The following is a 17119-nucleotide window of genomic DNA, read 5'->3' as shown; positions in this document are numbered from 1 at the left end:
TGGGGGAAATTTGCTGTCTCCTACCCTACCGGCCTTTCGCCGCACCTCTCCGTGCGAATGCTCCCTTCGGCCACGGCAAAGTGGCCACAATGATCGCGGCAAGGGTCAGAACCGTGCCCAACACCGTGGGCAAGGCGACCACCGTACCGGAAGTGGGGATCACGACGTCGAGCATCAACGACCCCAACAGCTGCCCGGCAATCATGCCCAAGCCGGTGATCAGCACGCCGAGGCTGCGGACCAGCAAGGCCGCCAGGCCGATCGCGATGCAGCCCAGCGGACCGCCAAGGTAGTACCACCACTCGGCGGGCAAGGGGTTGCCGGTTCCCGTGACCAGGGCCTTGATCAGCCAGGCAATCCACAGCACCACGGATCCCGCCAAAAAGTTGACCACCGTTGTGGCCAGTGGCGTGCCGTAGTGCACGGTGGCCGTTCCGTTCATGGCCTGCTGGAAGCTCATCAAAAATCCCGCGAGAAGTGGCAAAAGGATCGGCAACACCATCATGCCGACGTCGGTGGACGCGCCGAAATGCGGCGAAACGGCCCACGCGACAGCCGCCACGGTGAGGATACTGCCCAGCACCCGAAGTCCGGTGATGGAGCGCTTGCCGCCTGGTGCAATGCCGAGCCGGTCCACCAACAGCCCGCTGAGGGTCTGGCCGGTCACCGAGGCCACCGTGAACACGGCCACGCCCAAAAGGCCCACGGTGTACGACTGCGCGAAAACAAAAAAGGCTCCGACGCCGCCAGCCAGCACGTAGAAAGGCGGGAAGCTGCGGCTGCGGACGGCAGGTACGATCCTCCGCAGCCCGGCCCTGCCCTTTGGCGTGCTCATCGAGATCACCGCAATCACCACCAGTCCTGTGGTGAAACTCACGACGGCTGCAGCAATGCCGTCGTTCAGGACAGCGCTCAAGGCTCCGTTAATGCGTCCCTGAATCGGCAACACCAAGCCGGTCACCAGGGCCAGTATGAGGCCAACGGCCAAGGGAAGGGTGGGACGGGGAGAAGGCTGCGGCACCGTCACCACACTACTTCAGGCATCATTGCTGTATGAGCAACCCCGAAATCGAAGAGATTCCTATCCGCGACGACATGATCCGCCTGGGCCAACTGTTGAAGCTCGCCAACCTGGTGGAGGACGGCGTGGAGGCCGCGGAGCTCATCAAGAACGGCCTGGTCAAGGTCAACGGAGAAATCGACGAGCGACGCGGCCGCCAACTCCATGCCGGCGATACCGTAACCGTCAACGGACAGACGGTCAGGATCACCACCGCCTAACCCCCGGAGTTTTCGTACACATAACGCGCTTAAGAACGTCTTTTAGGCGCGTTATGTGTACAAAAACTCAACCGTGGAGGACCTTGTGGGTGAGGAACTCCCCTACGTGGCCGATTTCCTGCTGGTTGATCCCGTGCCACATCCCTGTGTACAGCACCTTGGTGAGGTCCACGTGCTTCCGGACCCAGCCCATCGTGTATTCGATCTTGTCCTGGGTAATGACGGGATCCTGCTGGTCACGGCCCCAGAACATCGGAACAGAGCCGTCCAACTGGTCATCGCGGAAGGCCGCGTCAGCACCGGCGTCGACCACAAAACCTGAAAGCCCGACGACGGCCGCGAAGTCCGCGGGTCGGTACCGGAGCATGGTGGTCGCCATCGCCATGCCCATGGAGAATCCAAGCAGCGTCACCGAGGAGTGATTGGCCTTGACCGTGTCCAGCCAGTCCAAGGCGTACTCGGCGGCAAGCTTTACTGCGTCCAGGGAGTAATCGATCGAAGCCGTCAACGGAAACCAGGTGAAGCCCGGCCCCGTGGGCATCGGTGCGCGGAGGGCGGCCACCACGAAGCCGTCCGGGAGCAGGCCTGCCAGGCTGAAGAGGTCCTCCTCGTTGGAACCGTAGCCGTGCAGCAGGACCAGCAGGGGCTTGCCGGCGCGCTCGGCTTCGTCGTGGGACCAGAGGACTACGGGTGCGGGAAATACGGGGGCTTCAGTCATGGCTCCATTCTTGCAGTTACTCCCAAGTAACAACCTACGGTGGCGTAGGTCGGGCGTCAGGGGGCAGGATATGAGCGTGAGTGAGAACAATCATTTAGTGGAACCTGGCGAACCTGTTCAAACGCACCCTTGGAGCCGTTACGTGGCACTGGGTGATTCGTTCACAGAAGGCATCGGCGATCCCGAACCTGCAAATCCCGGCGGCAACCGCGGCTGGGCGGACCGCGTGGCTGAAGAGCTGGGTCGTGGACACGAGGACTTTGCCTACGCCAACCTGGCGATCCGTGGGCGGCTGCTGCAGCAGATCGTCGATGAGCAAGTGGGTCCCTGCCTGGAGCTGCAACCGGACCTCATCTCCATTTCGGCCGGCGGCAACGACCTCATCCGTCCGGGCGGCGATCCTGACCTCCTGGCCGAAAAACTCGACGCCGCCGTCGGCGAACTAAGCTCCGGCGGGGCCACCGTGGTGCTGTTCAATGGACCCGACACTGCGTCCTCTGTCCTGGGCCGGATCCGGGGCAAAGTCGCCATCTACAACGAGAATCTGCGGACAGTCGCGGCCCGGCACGACGCCATCATCGCCGACATGTGGTCCCTGCGGCAGTTGTCCGATTCACAGATGTGGGACGCGGACCGCCTGCACTTTTCACCCCTGGGCCATCACACCATCGCCATGATGGTCCTGGACGCGCTGAACGTCCAGCACACCCTGGAACCGCTGATGCCCAAGCCCCTCCCGCCCCGGACGTGGCGCGAAGCCCGCTCCTCTGATCTCGTCTGGGCCCGTGAGTACTTTGTTCCATGGGTCATCCGCCGATTGAGGCACCAGTCCTCCGGCGACGGCATCACACCAAAGCGCCCGACGGCGGGACCCGTCTTCGGCGCCGGCGGCACCTTGATGCCGCGCAGCTAGCGGGGACAGAGCAGCTAGGGTGGAAATGACAGGTTGGGCAGGCTTGCGTGGCGACTAATCCTTCGGAACGGGTAGAGCAGATCCGCCAGCTGCGTCTGCGGCGCCAGCAGTTGAGGCCTCCCCTTGCCTGCAGTCCAGGGGACGCCGTGCGCAACCTCCTTGCCGTCCAGGCGCAGGAATTCCCCTACGCCCGGTGGACTGTGGCGCAGCGGACACCCGGGAGCACTGCCGCCATCGTTGAGCAGGACGTGGCAGACGGAACCATCCTGCGAACCCACATCCTGCGGCCCACGTGGCACTTCGTCCACCGGGACGATCTTGGCTGGTTGATGGGCTTGTCCGCCGCCCGGCTCCACCAGGGCAACAAAGGAATGTACCGCCAGACCGGAGTAGACGAGGAAGCCGCCGGACTCAGCAGCAGGATCCTGGCTGCGGCCGTAGCGAACGGCGGCCATAAGACCCGTGACGAACTGGCTGAGGTGTTGGCGGACGCGGGCCTTCCCAGCAAAGGGTTGGGATTCATCTACCACCTCATGCACGCGGAAATCAGCGGCATCCTGGTCAGCGGCGCTCCAGTGCGTTCGCCGGGCGGTGCCCTGAAACAGACATACGCCTTGTTCGAAGAACGCGTGACTGGGGTGTTTGCCGGGCCACTCACCGGCCCGGAGCGGGAGCAAGCCTTGGGGCAATTGGCCCTGCGGTACTTCAGCAGTCGGGGGCCTGCCACAGTGAAGGACTGCTCCGCCTGGTCCGGGCTCACCATGAAGGACGTGAAGTTGGGACTCACCGTCGCTGCGGAAACATCACCCGGAGCCTTGGCCCCGGCATTCTTCGATGACCTGGAATTCTACTTGGTTCCGGATGACCTTGAGGCCCTGCATGCTCCAGCCCCGCCCGCTGAGGGTACAGTGCTCCCACGCGTTGACCTCATCCAGTGCTACGACGAGTACGTGATGGGGTACTCGCAGTCACGCCATTACCTGGGCGGCACTGCACCGTACTTCCCTGAAGATAACGGCCCCATGCATGTGGTCCTTCTGGATGGCAGCCTGGCCGGATGGTGGCGCCACAGCTTCAAGGGCGGCGTCTGCGAACTCGACGTGCGCATGACCAGGCCCGCTACCAAGGAAGAGCAAGCCGCATTGGAAGCCGAGGCAGCCCGCTACGGACGGTTCCTGGGAATGGAGACAAAGCTGGCGTGATCACACGGGGCTAAGCTGGGATAGGACCTAGGAGGCTTGCACTGTGAACAATCTGATCTTCTGGATCATCGTCTGCTCGTGGCTGATTCCGATGGGGATCCGCATGTACAACCGCTCCAAGGCGCGCCGCCTGCAGAACGGCAACTTCCCGGGTCCGGACTATCGGCAGCAAAACCTCCCCGGCCCTGGTTACCCACCCCAGGGCTACCCTGGGGTGAATTACCCACCCCAAAACTACCCGGCCCAGAATTATCCCGCTCCTGATTCTCCTGTGCAGAACTACCCTGGGTATCAGCCCGGGCCCGCCGTCATCCGCCCCGCGGAGGAGGCACCGCAGGCCGCACCGCCGTCGAACCCATCTTTCCCCACCGCAGCGGCGGAACCCCAAGGCTATCGAGCCAAGAAACTGGCCGAACTGGATGCGAAGTTCACCAACGGCCAGATCGCCATGGAAGATTACATGAAGCAGCGCCAGGAGATCATGAACGGCTGATCAGCCGCACACAGGACCTCCTGCACCATCGAAGCCGTTGAGGCTCAGGAGAAGAAAGCCCCTCTAAGCTGCCCGGACAGCTGGCCGATCTCGGTCAGGAAGCCGTCGTGGCCGATCGGCGCGTCGATGGTGTGGACGGGAACATCGCCCGGAAGTGCCGCCGCAAGTTCCTTCGACTGGGCCGGGAAGTACAGCCTGTCCGTATCCACTGCAGCCACGAAGAAGTCGGCAGTGGCACGGGAGAGAGCTTCCTGCAGGGTGCCCCGGCCGCGCGTGACGTCATGGGACATCAGGGCTTCGGTGATGGCGATGTAACTGTTGGCATCGAAGCGGCGGACCAGCTTCGTGCCCTGGTGGTCAAGGTAGCTCTCCACTTGGTATCGCCCGCGCTCCCCCAGCACCGCAGCAGCGAGCGGCGTCTCCTGGTGCTGGGCCTCCCGGCCGAAGCGCAGGTCCAGTTCCAGGGCGGAGCGGTAGGTGATGTGCGCAATCCTGCGGGCAAGGGCCAGTCCGTGCTCCGGTGCTTGGCCGTCGTAGTAGTCCCCGTTGTTGAAGTGCGGGTCCTGTCGGATGGCCAGGGTTTGGGCTTGGGCGAAGGCAATCTGTTCGGCAGTGCTGTATGCGCCCACCGAGATGACCGCACAACGGTGGACCCGTTCCGGGAAAGTGACGGCCCATTCAAGCGCCCTGGCTCCTCCCATGGAGCCGCCCAGGACAGCGTGCCAGGCGTCAATGCCCAGCACGTCCGCGAGCCGGGCTTCGGCCTCGGTGCTGTCCCGCAGCGTGATCAGCGGGAACCGGGAACCCCACGGCTTGCCATCGGGTGCTGTCGAGGACGGGCCGGTGCTGCCGTAGCAGCCACCCACGATGTTGATCGAAACGACGAAGTACCTGTTGGTGTCGATGGTGGCACCAGGCCCTACGAGCTGCTCCCACCACCCTTCCTCATCCGTGGCCCCGCGGGCCACGTGGGTGCTGCCGGTCAAAGCGTGCTGGATGAGGACAGCGTTTGAGCGGTCCGCGTTGAGTTGCCCCCACGTTTCGTAGGCCAGCACCACGTCGGGCAGATAGCCGCCGGCTTCAAGTGCCAGCGGTCCTACGCCGGCGTACTTGACTGTTCCGTCGGCTTCACCGGATTTGGGAAGGGCTGTAGCAGTGATGGTCATTCCTTTGATACCTAACCTCGCGCTTGCCTGTCGCCTTGCGTGCGGACAGGCCAGGTCCTCACCCGGGGCACCCCACCGCGGAAGGAGGGTTGCCGGCCAGCAAGCCGGGGCTATCTGCTGGCACTCATGACCTAATACGTAGAGTCTAGGAAAAACTCCACCCTTCTGGCGAAGAATGTGACATCAGTGTGACGTTAGGTGCCGTTTTGATTCACCAAACAGCACCCAGGGCTGCCGCCCGGCGAATAATCGTCGATCCGGACGGCAGCCCCGAGGTATCAGCCTGTCATGCAAGCTTCCCGCTCAAGCGCCCTTGGCCGCCCGGAAGCCGGCTTCGAGGTCGGCGATGATGTCGTCGACGTGCTCGATGCCGACGGACAGGCGGACCAAGCCCGGATTGACGCCTGCGACGACCTGCTGTTCGGGGGTCAGCTGGCTGTGCGTAGTCGACGCCGGGTGGATGACCAGGGAGCGGACGTCGCCGATGTTGGCCACGTGGGAGTGCAGCCCCAGCCCGTCCACGAAGCGCTTTCCGGCTTCGACGCCACCCTTGATGTTGAACGCGACGATTGCGCCCGTGCCCCGGGGACCGTACTTTTGGCCACGTTCGTACCAAGGGCTGGACGGCAGACCGGCGTAGGCGACCGATTCGACGTCGTCATGGGTTTCCAGCCACTGGGCCACTTTGGTGGCGTTGGAGACATGCCGTTCAACGCGCAGGCTCAAGGTCTCCAGGCCCTGGGCGATGAGGAAGGCGTTGAACGGTGCCACGGCAGATCCGAGGTCGCGGAGCAGCTGGACGCGGGCCTTGAGGATGTACGAAAGGTTGGCGCCGAGGGCCCCGTCCTTGCCGAGGTCGCGGGCGTAGACCAGTCCGTTGTAGCTGGGGTCCGGGGTATTGAAGCCCGGGAAGCGTTCCGGATCCTTGCCGAAGTCGAAGTTGCCGGAATCGACAATGACCCCTGCAATGGCTGAACCGTGTCCGCCCAGGTACTTGGTGGCCGAGTGGACCACGATGTCCGCGCCCCACTCGATGGGACGGATCAGGTACGGGGTGGAGAGGGTGTTGTCGACGATCAGCGGCACGCCTGCTTCATGGGCCACCCCGGCTACGCCTTCGATATCCAGAACGTCCTGGCGCGGGTTGGAGACAACCTCGCCGAAGAAAAGCTTGGTGTTCGGCTGCACGGCGTCGCGCCACTGCGCAAGGTTGTCCGGGTCCTCGACGAAGGTCACCGAAATCCCGAACTTCTTCAGCGTGTGGGCAAACAGGTTGTAGGTGCCGCCGTAGAGGCTGGGACTGGCCACGATGTGGTCACCGGCCTCGGCGATGTTCAGGATGGCAAAGGTCTCTGCCGCCTGGCCCGAGCTGAGCAGCAGCGCACCCAGTCCGCCTTCAAGGCTGGCGATCCGCTGTTCCACCGCATCCTGGGTGGGGTTGCCGATGCGGGTGTAGATCGGCGCGAGCTCGGCCAGGGCGAAGCGGTTGGCGGCGCTCTCGGCACTCGGGAACACGAAGGACGTGGTCTGGTAGATCGGCAGCGAACGAGCCCCTGTGGCGGCATCCGGCTCTTGGCCTGCGTGGATTTGGCGGGTTTCGAAAGACCATCCTTGGGACATGGAGTTCTCCTCTTCGTGACGCATGTGATCGGCGGACTAACAGTGGGAAGCAAACTGCGGCCAGTCTAGGAAGTGTGCGTGCGCTTGGACAGCTTTGTGACGTTGCCTGAATTTTTGGGGTCATTTGCGACACTCCATGACGTCCCCAGGTAAGATCCCATCTTGGTAAGGACAGACTTAGCTGAGACACCGATCACAAAGTGCCAAGATGAAGCCATGCGCATGGATCACGTCTCTTACGCCTGTGAACGAGATGGCCTTCTGGCCACTACCGAACGAATTTCCGCGGCTCTGGGAGTGGACGCAGTCCGGGGTGGAGTGCACCCCCGCTTCGGCACCCGGAACATGATCATTCCCCTGGCGGACAACAAGTACTTGGAAGTTGTGGAGGTCCTTGACCACCCCGCTTCCGACAAAGCACCCTTTGGCCAAGCAGTCCGTGCGCGCTCAGCAGCCGGCGGCGGTTGGATGGGCTGGTGTGTGGCCGTTGACGACCTCGCACCTTTCGAGGAACGCCTCGGCCGCGCCGCAGTCCCCGGCAACCGCAAGTTCCCCGACGGCCGCGAACTGGTGTGGCAGCAGATCGGCATCCTCGGCCTGATCGCCGACCCCCAGGTGCCCTACCTGCTCAAGTGGGAAGGCGACCCCTCCCTGCACCCGTCCAGGGTCTACGAGAGCGACGTCAAGATGTCCAGCCTCACCATTGCAGGCTCGGCGGAACGCGTCACGGAATGGCTGGGTGAACCGGTGGAGAAGCCACTGGAGGATGTCGCAGTCCAGTGGATGGCTCCCCATGGCACGCCGGGCATCCTGGCCGTCACGTTCGAAACCGCCTCCGGAGCAGTCACCATCTGACCGTTCCCTTGATCCGGGGAGATCCCGGCGTCGGACATAGTTGTCCGGACAAGCTTCGGCCGCTGTCAGCGGGTGCCAATGACGTCACCTGCCGATAGCGGCCGAATACTTTTAACCACTCAGCCGAGTCCAACGGCCTTGCCAAAAAGGCTGAATCCCACGAAAGCCACGATGTCCAGCAGGGCATGCGCAATCACCAACGGCATCACGCGTTTGGTCTTGGTGTAGAGCCAGGCGAAGACCAACCCCATGACCACGTTGCCCACGAAGGGCCCGAAGCCCTGGTACAGGTGGTAGCTCCCCCGCAGGACCGCACTGACCAGGATCGCGACCGGAGTGCTCCAGCCGAATTTTCCGAAGCGGTCCATGAGGTAGCCCACCACGATCACTTCCTCCACGATCGCGTGACGCATCGCGGAGAGGATCAGCACAGGCACGGTCCACCAGTAGGCGTCCAGGCCGCTGGGGACGATTGCCGTAGTGATTCCCAGGGCCCGTCCTGCCGCGTAGAGGCCAAGGGAAGGGATGCCAATCAACGCCGCGAGCCCCAGCCCTTGGAGCACGTCCTTTCCGGGCCGGGCCAAGTTGAAACCCAGCCTGCTGAAGGCGGAGCCACCCTCGCCATCGCGGTTCGCCGGGGTCTGGAGCGACAGGAAGTAGAACACCAGGGCCACAGGAACCAGGGCGAAGAAGATGTCCAAGAGCTGGTACGTAAGATCGAAGTACTCCCGTGTGCTCTGCGATCTGTTCAACGTCGAGGTGGCTTCGGATAGGGGCGCACGGCTCAACTTGTCCAGCAGCTGGACCACGGAGTAAACGGCCGACTGACCCAGGGACAGGCCCAAAACTATGAGCACTTCGGCACGCAGGCGCCGACGGGAAGCAAGGAACATGTACCCACCCTATGCTTGGTGGGATGGGTGCCCCAGAGAGAATATTCATGATCCGGCACGGACAGTCTGCGGCGAACGCCGATACGTCCATCTACAACCGCGTGCCGGACTACCGGATTCCTTTGACCGAACAGGGCATGGAGCAGGCCAGGATCGCCGGGGAGGGCCTGCGGCGTAAGCTCGACGGACAGCAGGTCTGCGTGTACGTCTCCCCCTACCTGCGCGCCTATCAGACCCTCGAAGCCCTCAACCTGGGGTCATTGATCGAGCGCGTCATTGAGGAACCCAGGCTCCGCGAACAGGACTGGGCCAATTTCCAGATCGCCGGAGACATAGAGGACCAGAAGGAGTTGAGGAACCTCTACGGCCATTTCTTCTACCGGTTCCGTGAAGGCGAGTCAGGTTCCGATGTCTACGACCGCGTGTCCTCGTTCATGGAGACGCTGTACCGCCACTGGCAGAAGCCCACGTACGCCCCCAACACGCTGCTGGTTACACACGGGCTGACCATGCGCCTGTTCTGCATGCGTTGGTTCCATTGGACAGTGGAGTACTTCGAGTCGCTGAACAACCCTGGGAACGCGGAGTTGCGCACGTTGATCAAGAACGACGACGGTCAGTACAGCCTGGATCTGCCGTTCAGCCAGTGGGTGCCCAGGGATGTTGACGACTCGGTTCTCCACGCGCCAAGGATGCGATTCTAGGCACCGCCCTCAGCTCGCCGGAGCGACGATGACCTCGGTCCCCTTCGCTTCAAACGCAGCCTTATCGTCCGCGCTGATCCCGGAATCCGTGATGAGGTGCCTGAAATCGTACCCCGCCATGGCCGCAAAGGACCGCCTGCGTACCTTGGAGGAATCGGCCACCACATAGGATTCAGTGGCACGGCGGGCCATGACCGTGTTGACCATGGCCTCGCCTTCGTCCGTGATGGTGGGTCCGAGGTCCGGATCCACGCCATTGACGCCGATGAAGGCGATGTCCAAAGCAACCTTCTGCATGATGACGTCAGTGTAAGGACCCACAAGTTCGTAGGACCGGGGGTTCAGGATGCCGCCGGTGACCATGATCTTGATGTTGGGGCGGACTGCCAGCTGGGAGGCGATGTTGATCGCGTTGGTCACCACGGTCAGCGTGGGCCTGTTGGAGGGCGCGTTGAGGTCCTCACGGGTGGACAGCAGCTGGGCGAGGGCCGTGTTGGTGGTCCCTCCGCTCAGCCCGATCACAGCACCGGGACGAATCAGCGCCGATGCCGCCACGGCTATGTCCTGTTTGGCCTCTGCGTGGTCGTCGCGGTTGTACCGTCCGGGGAGATCATAGGCCACCGATCCTGTCGTGGCGCCGCCCCTGGTCCGGCTGAGCAAACGCTGCTTGGCCAGGCTGTCCAGATCCCTGCGGGCCGTGGCAGGTGACACGCCAAGACGCGTCACGATGTCCTCTACTTCCACATGGCCGGACTCGGCCAGGAGATCGAGGATGGCGGTCAGCCGATCGGTGCGGGTCATGACTAGCCTTTCGCGGTTTCGACGCTATTTCGCTTTGGCGAACAGCGTCAGCATACGTGCCGACTCCAGCACCAGGGCCTCCCGGCCGGCCTTGATGTACTTCCGGGAGTCCACCACTGCGGGGTTGGCATCGAGGTACTCACGGACGGCGCGGGTGAAGAACCCGTTCAAATGTGTGGATACGTTGATCTTAGTCATACCAGCGCCGATAGCCGCTACGAGCATGTCGTCTGTGACACCGGAGGAGCCATGAAGGACCAGCGGTTTGCCGACGGCGGATTTCAGCCGGGTGATCAGGTGCAGGTCCAACGTGGCGTTCCGTTCGGTCATGGCGTGCGAGGACCCAACGGCCACCGCGAGCGCGTCCACGCCGGTTGCCTCCACGAATGCCTTTGCCTCAGCCGGGTCGGTCCTGACTCCCGGCGCATGGGCTCCGTCCTTGCCGCCAACCTTCCCCAGCTCGGCTTCCACGTAGACGCCGCGTTCATGGGCGTAGGCAGCAACGCGGCGCGTTACTTCGACGTTCCACTCATAGGGCAGGTGCGCGCCGTCGTACATCACAGAGCCAAAGCCGAGGTCCACAGCGGCGAGCGCCAGGTCTTCGGATTCGGCGTGGTCCAGGTGGAGGGCCACCGGCACGGAGGCCGAACGGGCGATCGCCAAGGCAGCCAACGCAATCGGTTCCAGGCCACCGTGGTACTTGGCGCAGTTCTCGGAAACCTGCAGGATCAGCGGAACGCCCGCGGCTTCGGCGCCAGCCACCAGGCCCTCGGCAGTTTCGATGTGAATGACGTTGAACGCTCCCTGGCCCGTGCCTGCGGCAGCAGCCCTGTCCATGAGTTCCCGCGTATTGACCAGGGTCACCGGGTCTCCTTCCATGTAACGATCAGTTGGTCCTGGAGCTCCTGGTACCGCGGCGAGATCTCGCCCGCGGCCGGCATCAGCACGGCGGCAGCGGACCAGGCGGTCGCCCTGCGCAGAATCTCGCGGGGTTCGGTGACGCCTTCGGCGAGTGCGACGGCGGCAGCCGCCACACCGGCGTCGCCCGCCCCTGTGGGGTTGCCACTGAGCGGTTGCGGCAGGCGCGCACTCCAGTAGCCGCCCGGGGCTGCGTGGTCGAAGGCGAGCATGCCCTCAGCTCCGGCACTGACGAGGACCGTGCGGGCCCCCATATCGATCAGTGAGAGGGCCGCGGCTTCAAGGCTGGACTCCCCTGTTGCTTCAGCCAGTTCATGATGGTTCGGCTTGAGGATGTCGGCCCCGGCTTTGGCGGCAGCAACGATCCCCGGACCGGAAGTATCGATGATGGCGGGGACACCGGCGTCGTGGGCCATGCGTACGAGCTCAGGGTAGAAGTCCGCGGGTGCGCCTTGGGGCAAACTTCCCGATCCCACCACCACTGAGGCGGGCAGGTTGCGGTTGCCGGTGACTGCCTCGCTCACGGCTGACCTGAGCGAACGCCATTCGTCAGGAAGCAGGGCTTGGCCTTCCTCATTGAAAATGGAGGTTTCCCCGGCCAGCGTGTCCACCAGGGCGATGCTGCGCCGCGTCTCCGCCGCAACGCCCACCAGGAGGTGCGGGACGCCGCTGGTCCAGAGCTCGGCAGCCAGCGTCTGGCCGGCAGCACCTCCCGTCGGGGCTATGGCCAGGACGGGATAACCGAGCTGGTGCGTGACCCGGGCAACGTTGATCCCCTTGCCGCCGGCGCGGCTGATCGGGGTGGGAACGCGGTGGCTTGCACCCTCGGTGATGCCTTGGACCGTGTACGTCATGTCAATGGCCGGGTTGGGCGTCACCGTGATGATGCGGTTCACCGCGGCCCGCTTCATTGTCCGGCTCCCAACAGCATCCGGGCATTCAGCGCGGCACCGAGCAAGCCCGCATCCTGGCCCAGCTCAGCCCTGATGAGGCGGGGACGGCGTTGGAAATCGAGGATCTGGTCCACCCGTGCCCGCAGAGGCTCCAGGAGCTTCTCGCCGGACTCCGCGAGTCCGCCGCCAATGACCACGGCTTCGGTGCCGATGATGTTGACGCACTGGCAGATGGTGAAGGCCAGCGCGTCCACGGCTTCGGCCCAGATACGTTGGGCTGTCGCATCCCCGGAACCGGCTCGGGCCAGGACCTCACGGGCACCCTGTACCGGTTTGCCGGTTGCCCGCTGGTAGCGCTTGGCTACGGCCCCGGCCGAACCGACGGCTTCCAGGATGGTGGCAGCGGTAGTGCCGGGAGAGGCGTCGGGGTCCGGAACCTGGGCGTGGCCGAGTTCACCGGCGAAACCACCCGCAGTCACAGCCTTGCCGCCGGAGAAGACCGCAGCAGCGATTCCGGTGCCCACCACCATGACCACCACTTCGCTGAACTCTTTCGAGGCACCCAAAGCATGCTCAACAGCGGCAGCGGAACGGACATCGTGATCGAACGCCACCGGAATGCCCAGTCGCTTTTCGGCTTCGGCTGTGAAGGGGAAGTTCCGCCATCCTAGGTTGGTGGAGTAGATGCCCACCCCTGCCACCGAGTCGACAATGCCGGGGACGATGATACCGGCGGCTTTGGCAGGGGTGCCCGGGAATTCGGTGGCCAGTTCCATGGCCAGTTCGGCCAGCCTCTCAACCACGGCCTCGCCGGGCCGTGCCGGGTCCAGGGGCGTGGGAACCCGGCGCATGCCCAGCACGACGCCCTTGGCATCGACCAATCCGGCTTTGATGTCCGTCCCGCCTACGTCGAAGGACAGGACCGGTGTTTCTGCGGCTCCGAGAACCATTGCGGGGGCCTAGGCGGAGGCGTCGAGAATGACCGAACGGGTCAGGTTGCGTGGCAGATCCGGATTCAAACCGCGGACCCGTGCACGCTCCAGGGTCACCTTATGGACCCGGGCCAGTTCGGCAAGGGGGTGCTTGTCCGTGTGGATGTACAGGGCCCCTGTGGCCGCCATGTCCTGGTCAAGACCCTCGGGCTGGGTGCCAAACAACCAGGTGACCCGGCCGGGGGCAGCAATGGAGATCGGTCCGTGGCGGTACTCCATGGCCGGGTATGACTCGGTCCAGCCTTGGACTGCTTCGCGCATCTTCAGCCCGGCTTCATGGGCCAGACCAACGGTCCATCCGGTTCCCAGGAACGTGAACTGCTCGGCATCCAGGAGTTCCTGCGACACCGGGGCGCTCACCGCTTTACGGGCGTCTTCGATGGCCTGGCTCATGTCCACGCCGAGGCTCGCCAGCAGGTAGACCAGCGCCGTGGAGGCGAAACGGGTCTGCACTACGGAGCGCTCATCGGCATATTGGAGACCGATCACGGTGTCTGCAAGTTCGATGATGGGCGAGGTTGTGTCGCCGATGATGGCAATCGTGGGAACGATGCCCTTCAACCCGGCCAGGATCTCAAGCACCTCAGTGGTTGTGCCTGAGCGGGTGATGGCCACAACGGCGTCGTACTGGCGGTCAGGGCTGTTGCTGTTGAGGAAGGCCTCGGACGCTGCGAAAGCATCGGTAACACCCTTGCCGGCAGATTCGCGCGCGGCCGCGTAGCTCTGGGCCATGAACCAGGACGTGCCACAGCCGATGACCGCGATGCGCTTTCCATCGGCGGGAAGCAGCTGCTCCGTCTGGGCCTGCTCCACGGCGCGTTGCCAAACTGCCGGCTGGGAGAGCAGCTCTTCCTCCATGAAGGCGCCCAGTGTGTTCTCGCTCATCGTGTGTTTCGCTCCCGCTCATGTAATGACGTTTTTTGATCTATAGAAACACTAAACGATCATTTTCGATCTCACAAGGATCATCTACTGGAGAAGATCGTTCCCGCCCGGGGTTAAAGCAACGCGGGGTCACTTATGGCCCATCCCACCAGGGATTTCCGGCCATAAGTGACCCCGCGTTGCGGTGTTTTTTGCTGTGATTACACGGCGCACACGCCCGCCCGCCAGACCGAATGCGTCATCGGGATTCCGGGACGGTACGCCAGGTGGGTGGCCGAGGGCGCCTTCAGCATGTGAAGGTCGGCGCGGTGTCCGACGGCGAGCGAACCCACCGCCCGTTCGCCGTCGACGTCGTTCCCGGACTCCCGGCCCAACGCCAAGGCGCCGCCGTACGTCGCCGCCCGGACGGCTTCGTGCACGCTCAGGTGCATCTGAAGGACGGCCGTGGTCACGCAAAACGCAATTGAGCTGGTGTACGAAGTGCCGGGATTGCAGTTGGCAGCCAGCGCGATCTGCACCCCGGCGTCGATCAGTTCGCGGCCGGGGGCCAATGGCTGGCGGGTGGAAAGGTCGCAGGCAGGCAGGCACGTAGCAACCGTGCCCCTGCTCCCTTGGCCCGTCGCGGGGTCCCATCCGGCCCACGTCCCGGCGAGGGCGGCGACATCCTTGTCCGAAAGGTAGTTCACGTGGTCGACGCTCGCAGCGGCGAACTCCACGGCAAGAGCGACGCCGGGCCCCTCACCCAACTGGTTCCCGTGGACCCGGAGGCCCAATCCGGCGTCGCGGGCTGCCGTCAGGACCCGACGGGACTGGTCCTCGGTGAACGCACCGCGCTCACAGAAAACATCCGCCCACCGCACATGCGGAAGGACGGCGTCGAGCATGGCGCCGCACACCAGGTCGGTGTACTCCTCGGGATCCGAGCCGGCAGGGACCAAGTGCGCGCCGAGGTAGGTGACCTCATCGACTTCGGCCGCGGCAATGCGGGCGCTGCGGGCTTCATTCTCCACATCCAGCCCATAGCCGGTCTTGCTTTCAAGGTAGGTGGTTCCCTGCGAAACCGCCTCGGCCACCCGGTCCCGCACGAGTCGGGTCAGCTCGTCGTCGCTGACGCTGCGTGTGGCGCCCGTGGTGACGGCGATACCGCCGGCGCTGTAGCTCTGCCCTGCCATGCGGGCCTCAAACTCTGCGGTGCGATCACCGGCAAAAACGAGATGCGAATGCGAATCAACCCAGCCAGGCAGGACGGCGCGGCCTTCGGCGTCGACCCGGTTGTCCGCTGCCGGCGCCTCTGCGCTCGACCCGATCCACGAGATACGCTCGCCCTCAAGGACAATCGCCGCATCCCTGAGGACCCGGTGCTCCAGGTCCTGGGTCATCAGCTCGCCGATGTTGGTGATGAGTGTGCTGGGTGGTGTGATTGCGCTCATAAGCCTATTGTTCAGCGCCGGATGGACCAGCGGGTGGCCGCCAACTGCTCCGCTGTCCGGGATTCCGGACTCTCTGCTTCGACTGTTCCGAGAATGAGGGCCCCTGCCAACTCCGCAATTGCCGAGGACGTCTGGAAACCGTAGCCACCCTGTCCGGCCAACCAGAAGAAGCCAGGTGCTTCGGCGTCGAACCCCACCACCGGAATTCCGTCTGCCGCCTCGGTCCGCAGTCCGGTCCAGGCCCGGTCCACGGAGCGGATGCCCAGTGTGGTCACCCGGTTGAGGTTTCCGATCAGCGTGTCGATGTCCCCGGCGTGAGGCTTGGCGTCCTCGGGCCCGCTGGGCACATGCTCCGACGGCGAGATCAGGACCTGATTGCCTTCGGGGCGGAAATAGAAAGAAGCGTCGGCGGCGCACACCATGGGGGTTTGCGCTGGGAATGGGTTGGCGACGTTCACGATCGCCGCGGTGCGGCGGTAAGGCTGGAGCCCCAGCTTTTCCACGCCGCTGATGACGGCCAGTTCGTCCGCCCACGCACCTGCCGCATTAACCACGACGCCGGACTGGAACGCCTCAGTGCCTGCCCCCACCTGCCAGCCGCTTCCCAAGCGCTGGGTAGAGTGGACCTTTGCTCCCGTGATGATGTCGACGCCAGCGGCTGCGGCGTTTTGTCGATGTTCCTCCAGCAACAGCGGAGCATTGCAGCCGAAGGAGCCATTATCGAGGCCTGCTGCCGTGAAGGAATCCGGGTTGAGGGCGGGGCAGAGCTCCATGGCTTCTGCGTGGCTGATGAGCTGCATGTTTCCGCTGGCTTCGGCCCGCACGGTTTCCTCGTCGCCCACCAGCATGAAGCCGCGCGGGGTGAGAATCGGTTCCGTCGCCTTGGCGTCGCGGGCAGCCAACAACTCCAGCGTCCTTACAGTGAGGTCCTGCACCACCGGCGGTCCATAGCTGGGGATCAGCTGCCGGGCCGACCTCGAAGAGGTATGGAAAGCCAGGGTTTGCTCGGCTTCCACCAGGGCCACGGTGCATTTGCCGGCCAACGCCGCCGCCAGAGACAGCCCGGCTATGCCGCCGCCAACGATTACTACGTCATAATTCGAAGCCATGGCTCCATCCTGTCAGACGCCCTCTCACCAAACAGCCCCCTCCGTGCGTCGCCCGCTCACATCCCCGGCGCTTGACCCAAACCCTCACTCACATCCCCGGGCCTTAAGCGCAAACGCTCGCTCACAACCCCGGGCCAAACCCAAACCCTCGTTCACAACCCCGGCGCTTAAAAGCAAACGCTCGCTCACTCTCATCAAGAGAGTGAGCGAGCGCCGGGCCCAAGCACGCGGGACATGAACGAGCGC

General features: G+C 64.1%; 18 protein-coding genes and 1 riboswitch. Of the genes, 6 read left to right on the top strand and 12 right to left on the bottom strand.

The window, feature by feature from the left end; translation table 11 throughout:
* Window positions 1-25 precede the first annotated feature (25 nt).
* On the bottom strand, window positions 26-1030 hold the full coding sequence (locus tag ACFUOZ_RS14100; protein ID WP_377549177.1) for a DMT family transporter: 1005 nt from the start codon (window positions 1028-1030) through the stop codon (window positions 26-28).
* Window positions 1031-1053: 23 nt separating this feature from the next.
* Between ACFUOZ_RS14100 and ACFUOZ_RS14095 the strand changes: the two genes are divergently transcribed.
* Window positions 1054-1281, top strand: a complete 228-nt coding sequence (locus tag ACFUOZ_RS14095) for an RNA-binding S4 domain-containing protein (protein ID WP_262277959.1) — start codon at window positions 1054-1056, stop codon at window positions 1279-1281.
* 67 nt (window positions 1282-1348) lie between these two features.
* Here ACFUOZ_RS14095 and ACFUOZ_RS14090 read toward each other — a convergent pair whose 3' ends face one another.
* Entirely contained in the window at window positions 1349-1999 is a 651-nt protein-coding gene (locus ACFUOZ_RS14090) for an alpha/beta hydrolase (protein WP_377549174.1), read from the bottom strand.
* A 70-nt stretch (window positions 2000-2069) separates the two neighbouring features.
* Between ACFUOZ_RS14090 and ACFUOZ_RS14085 the strand changes: the two genes are divergently transcribed.
* Genes ACFUOZ_RS14085 through ACFUOZ_RS14075 form a run of 3 tightly spaced genes read left to right on the top strand, consistent with a single transcriptional unit; the run spans window position 2070 to window position 4607 of the window.
* Window positions 2070-2912, top strand: a complete 843-nt coding sequence (locus ACFUOZ_RS14085) for an SGNH/GDSL hydrolase family protein (RefSeq protein WP_377549171.1) — start codon at window positions 2070-2072, stop codon at window positions 2910-2912.
* 47 nt (window positions 2913-2959) lie between these two features.
* Entirely contained in the window at window positions 2960-4114 is a 1155-nt protein-coding gene (locus ACFUOZ_RS14080; protein WP_377549169.1) for a winged helix DNA-binding domain-containing protein, read from the top strand.
* Between the two features lie 43 nt (window positions 4115-4157).
* On the top strand, window positions 4158-4607 hold the full coding sequence (locus ACFUOZ_RS14075; RefSeq protein ID WP_377549166.1) for a hypothetical protein: 450 nt from the start codon (window positions 4158-4160) through the stop codon (window positions 4605-4607).
* A 44-nt stretch (window positions 4608-4651) separates the two neighbouring features.
* Here the strand turns inward: ACFUOZ_RS14075 and ACFUOZ_RS14070 are convergent, their stop codons facing one another.
* A complete protein-coding gene (locus ACFUOZ_RS14070; protein ID WP_377549163.1) occupies window positions 4652-5773 on the bottom strand; it encodes a homoserine O-acetyltransferase in 1122 nt (373 codons plus the stop codon).
* 14 nt (window positions 5774-5787) lie between these two features.
* Window positions 5788-5905, bottom strand: a riboswitch (SAM riboswitch).
* A 171-nt stretch (window positions 5906-6076) separates the two neighbouring features.
* Window positions 6077-7417 carry a bifunctional o-acetylhomoserine/o-acetylserine sulfhydrylase gene (locus ACFUOZ_RS14065; RefSeq protein ID WP_377549161.1) on the bottom strand — a complete coding sequence of 447 codons (1341 nt, stop codon included), beginning with the start codon at window positions 7415-7417 and terminating at the stop codon, window positions 6077-6079.
* Between the two features lie 192 nt (window positions 7418-7609).
* Here ACFUOZ_RS14065 and ACFUOZ_RS14060 point away from each other — a divergent pair, with 192 nt between their 5' ends.
* A complete protein-coding gene (locus tag ACFUOZ_RS14060) occupies window positions 7610-8248 on the top strand; it encodes a VOC family protein (protein ID WP_377549158.1) in 639 nt (212 codons plus the stop codon).
* Between the two features lie 119 nt (window positions 8249-8367).
* On the opposite strand, the gene ACFUOZ_RS14055 is transcribed toward ACFUOZ_RS14060, so the two are convergent.
* Entirely contained in the window at window positions 8368-9141 is a 774-nt protein-coding gene (locus tag ACFUOZ_RS14055) for a CPBP family intramembrane glutamic endopeptidase (RefSeq protein ID WP_377549155.1), read from the bottom strand.
* A 47-nt stretch (window positions 9142-9188) separates the two neighbouring features.
* On the opposite strand from ACFUOZ_RS14055, the gene ACFUOZ_RS14050 reads away from it, so the two are divergent.
* The gene (locus tag ACFUOZ_RS14050; protein WP_377549153.1) at window positions 9189-9845 is read left to right on the top strand and encodes a histidine phosphatase family protein; all 657 of its coding nucleotides are present in this window, start codon (window positions 9189-9191) and stop codon (window positions 9843-9845) included.
* Window positions 9846-9854: 9 nt separating this feature from the next.
* Here the strand turns inward: ACFUOZ_RS14050 and ACFUOZ_RS14045 are convergent, their stop codons facing one another.
* From ACFUOZ_RS14045 to ACFUOZ_RS14015, 7 genes are all read right to left on the bottom strand, one after another.
* Window positions 9855-10646 (bottom strand): DeoR/GlpR family DNA-binding transcription regulator, encoded by a 792-nt coding sequence (locus ACFUOZ_RS14045; protein ID WP_262277951.1) that lies wholly within the window; start codon window positions 10644-10646, stop codon window positions 9855-9857.
* 24 nt (window positions 10647-10670) lie between these two features.
* Window positions 10671-11525, bottom strand: a complete 855-nt coding sequence (locus ACFUOZ_RS14040; RefSeq protein WP_377549151.1) for a ketose-bisphosphate aldolase — start codon at window positions 11523-11525, stop codon at window positions 10671-10673.
* A complete protein-coding gene (locus ACFUOZ_RS14035; RefSeq protein WP_377549149.1) occupies window positions 11507-12475 on the bottom strand; it encodes a 1-phosphofructokinase family hexose kinase in 969 nt (322 codons plus the stop codon). The genes ACFUOZ_RS14040 and ACFUOZ_RS14035 overlap by 19 nt, the downstream gene beginning before the upstream one ends.
* The gene (locus tag ACFUOZ_RS14030) at window positions 12472-13407 is read right to left on the bottom strand and encodes an ROK family protein (RefSeq protein ID WP_377549147.1); all 936 of its coding nucleotides are present in this window, start codon (window positions 13405-13407) and stop codon (window positions 12472-12474) included. Before ACFUOZ_RS14030 ends, ACFUOZ_RS14035 begins: the two co-directional genes overlap by 4 nt.
* Before the next feature lie 9 nt (window positions 13408-13416).
* Window positions 13417-14334, bottom strand: a complete 918-nt coding sequence (locus ACFUOZ_RS14025) for an SIS domain-containing protein (RefSeq protein ID WP_377549145.1) — start codon at window positions 14332-14334, stop codon at window positions 13417-13419.
* Between the two features lie 200 nt (window positions 14335-14534).
* On the bottom strand, window positions 14535-15764 hold the full coding sequence (hutI, locus tag ACFUOZ_RS14020; protein ID WP_377549143.1) for an imidazolonepropionase: 1230 nt from the start codon (window positions 15762-15764) through the stop codon (window positions 14535-14537).
* Window positions 15765-15775: 11 nt separating this feature from the next.
* Window positions 15776-16873 carry an NAD(P)/FAD-dependent oxidoreductase gene (locus ACFUOZ_RS14015; protein ID WP_377549141.1) on the bottom strand — a complete coding sequence of 366 codons (1098 nt, stop codon included), beginning with the start codon at window positions 16871-16873 and terminating at the stop codon, window positions 15776-15778.
* Window positions 16874-17119 lie beyond the last annotated feature (246 nt).

Source organism: Paenarthrobacter sp. NPDC057355 (assembly GCF_042667405.1).
Classification (GTDB): domain Bacteria; phylum Actinomycetota; class Actinomycetes; order Actinomycetales; family Micrococcaceae; genus Arthrobacter.
This window is presented reverse-complemented; position numbering and strand designations above follow the sequence as displayed.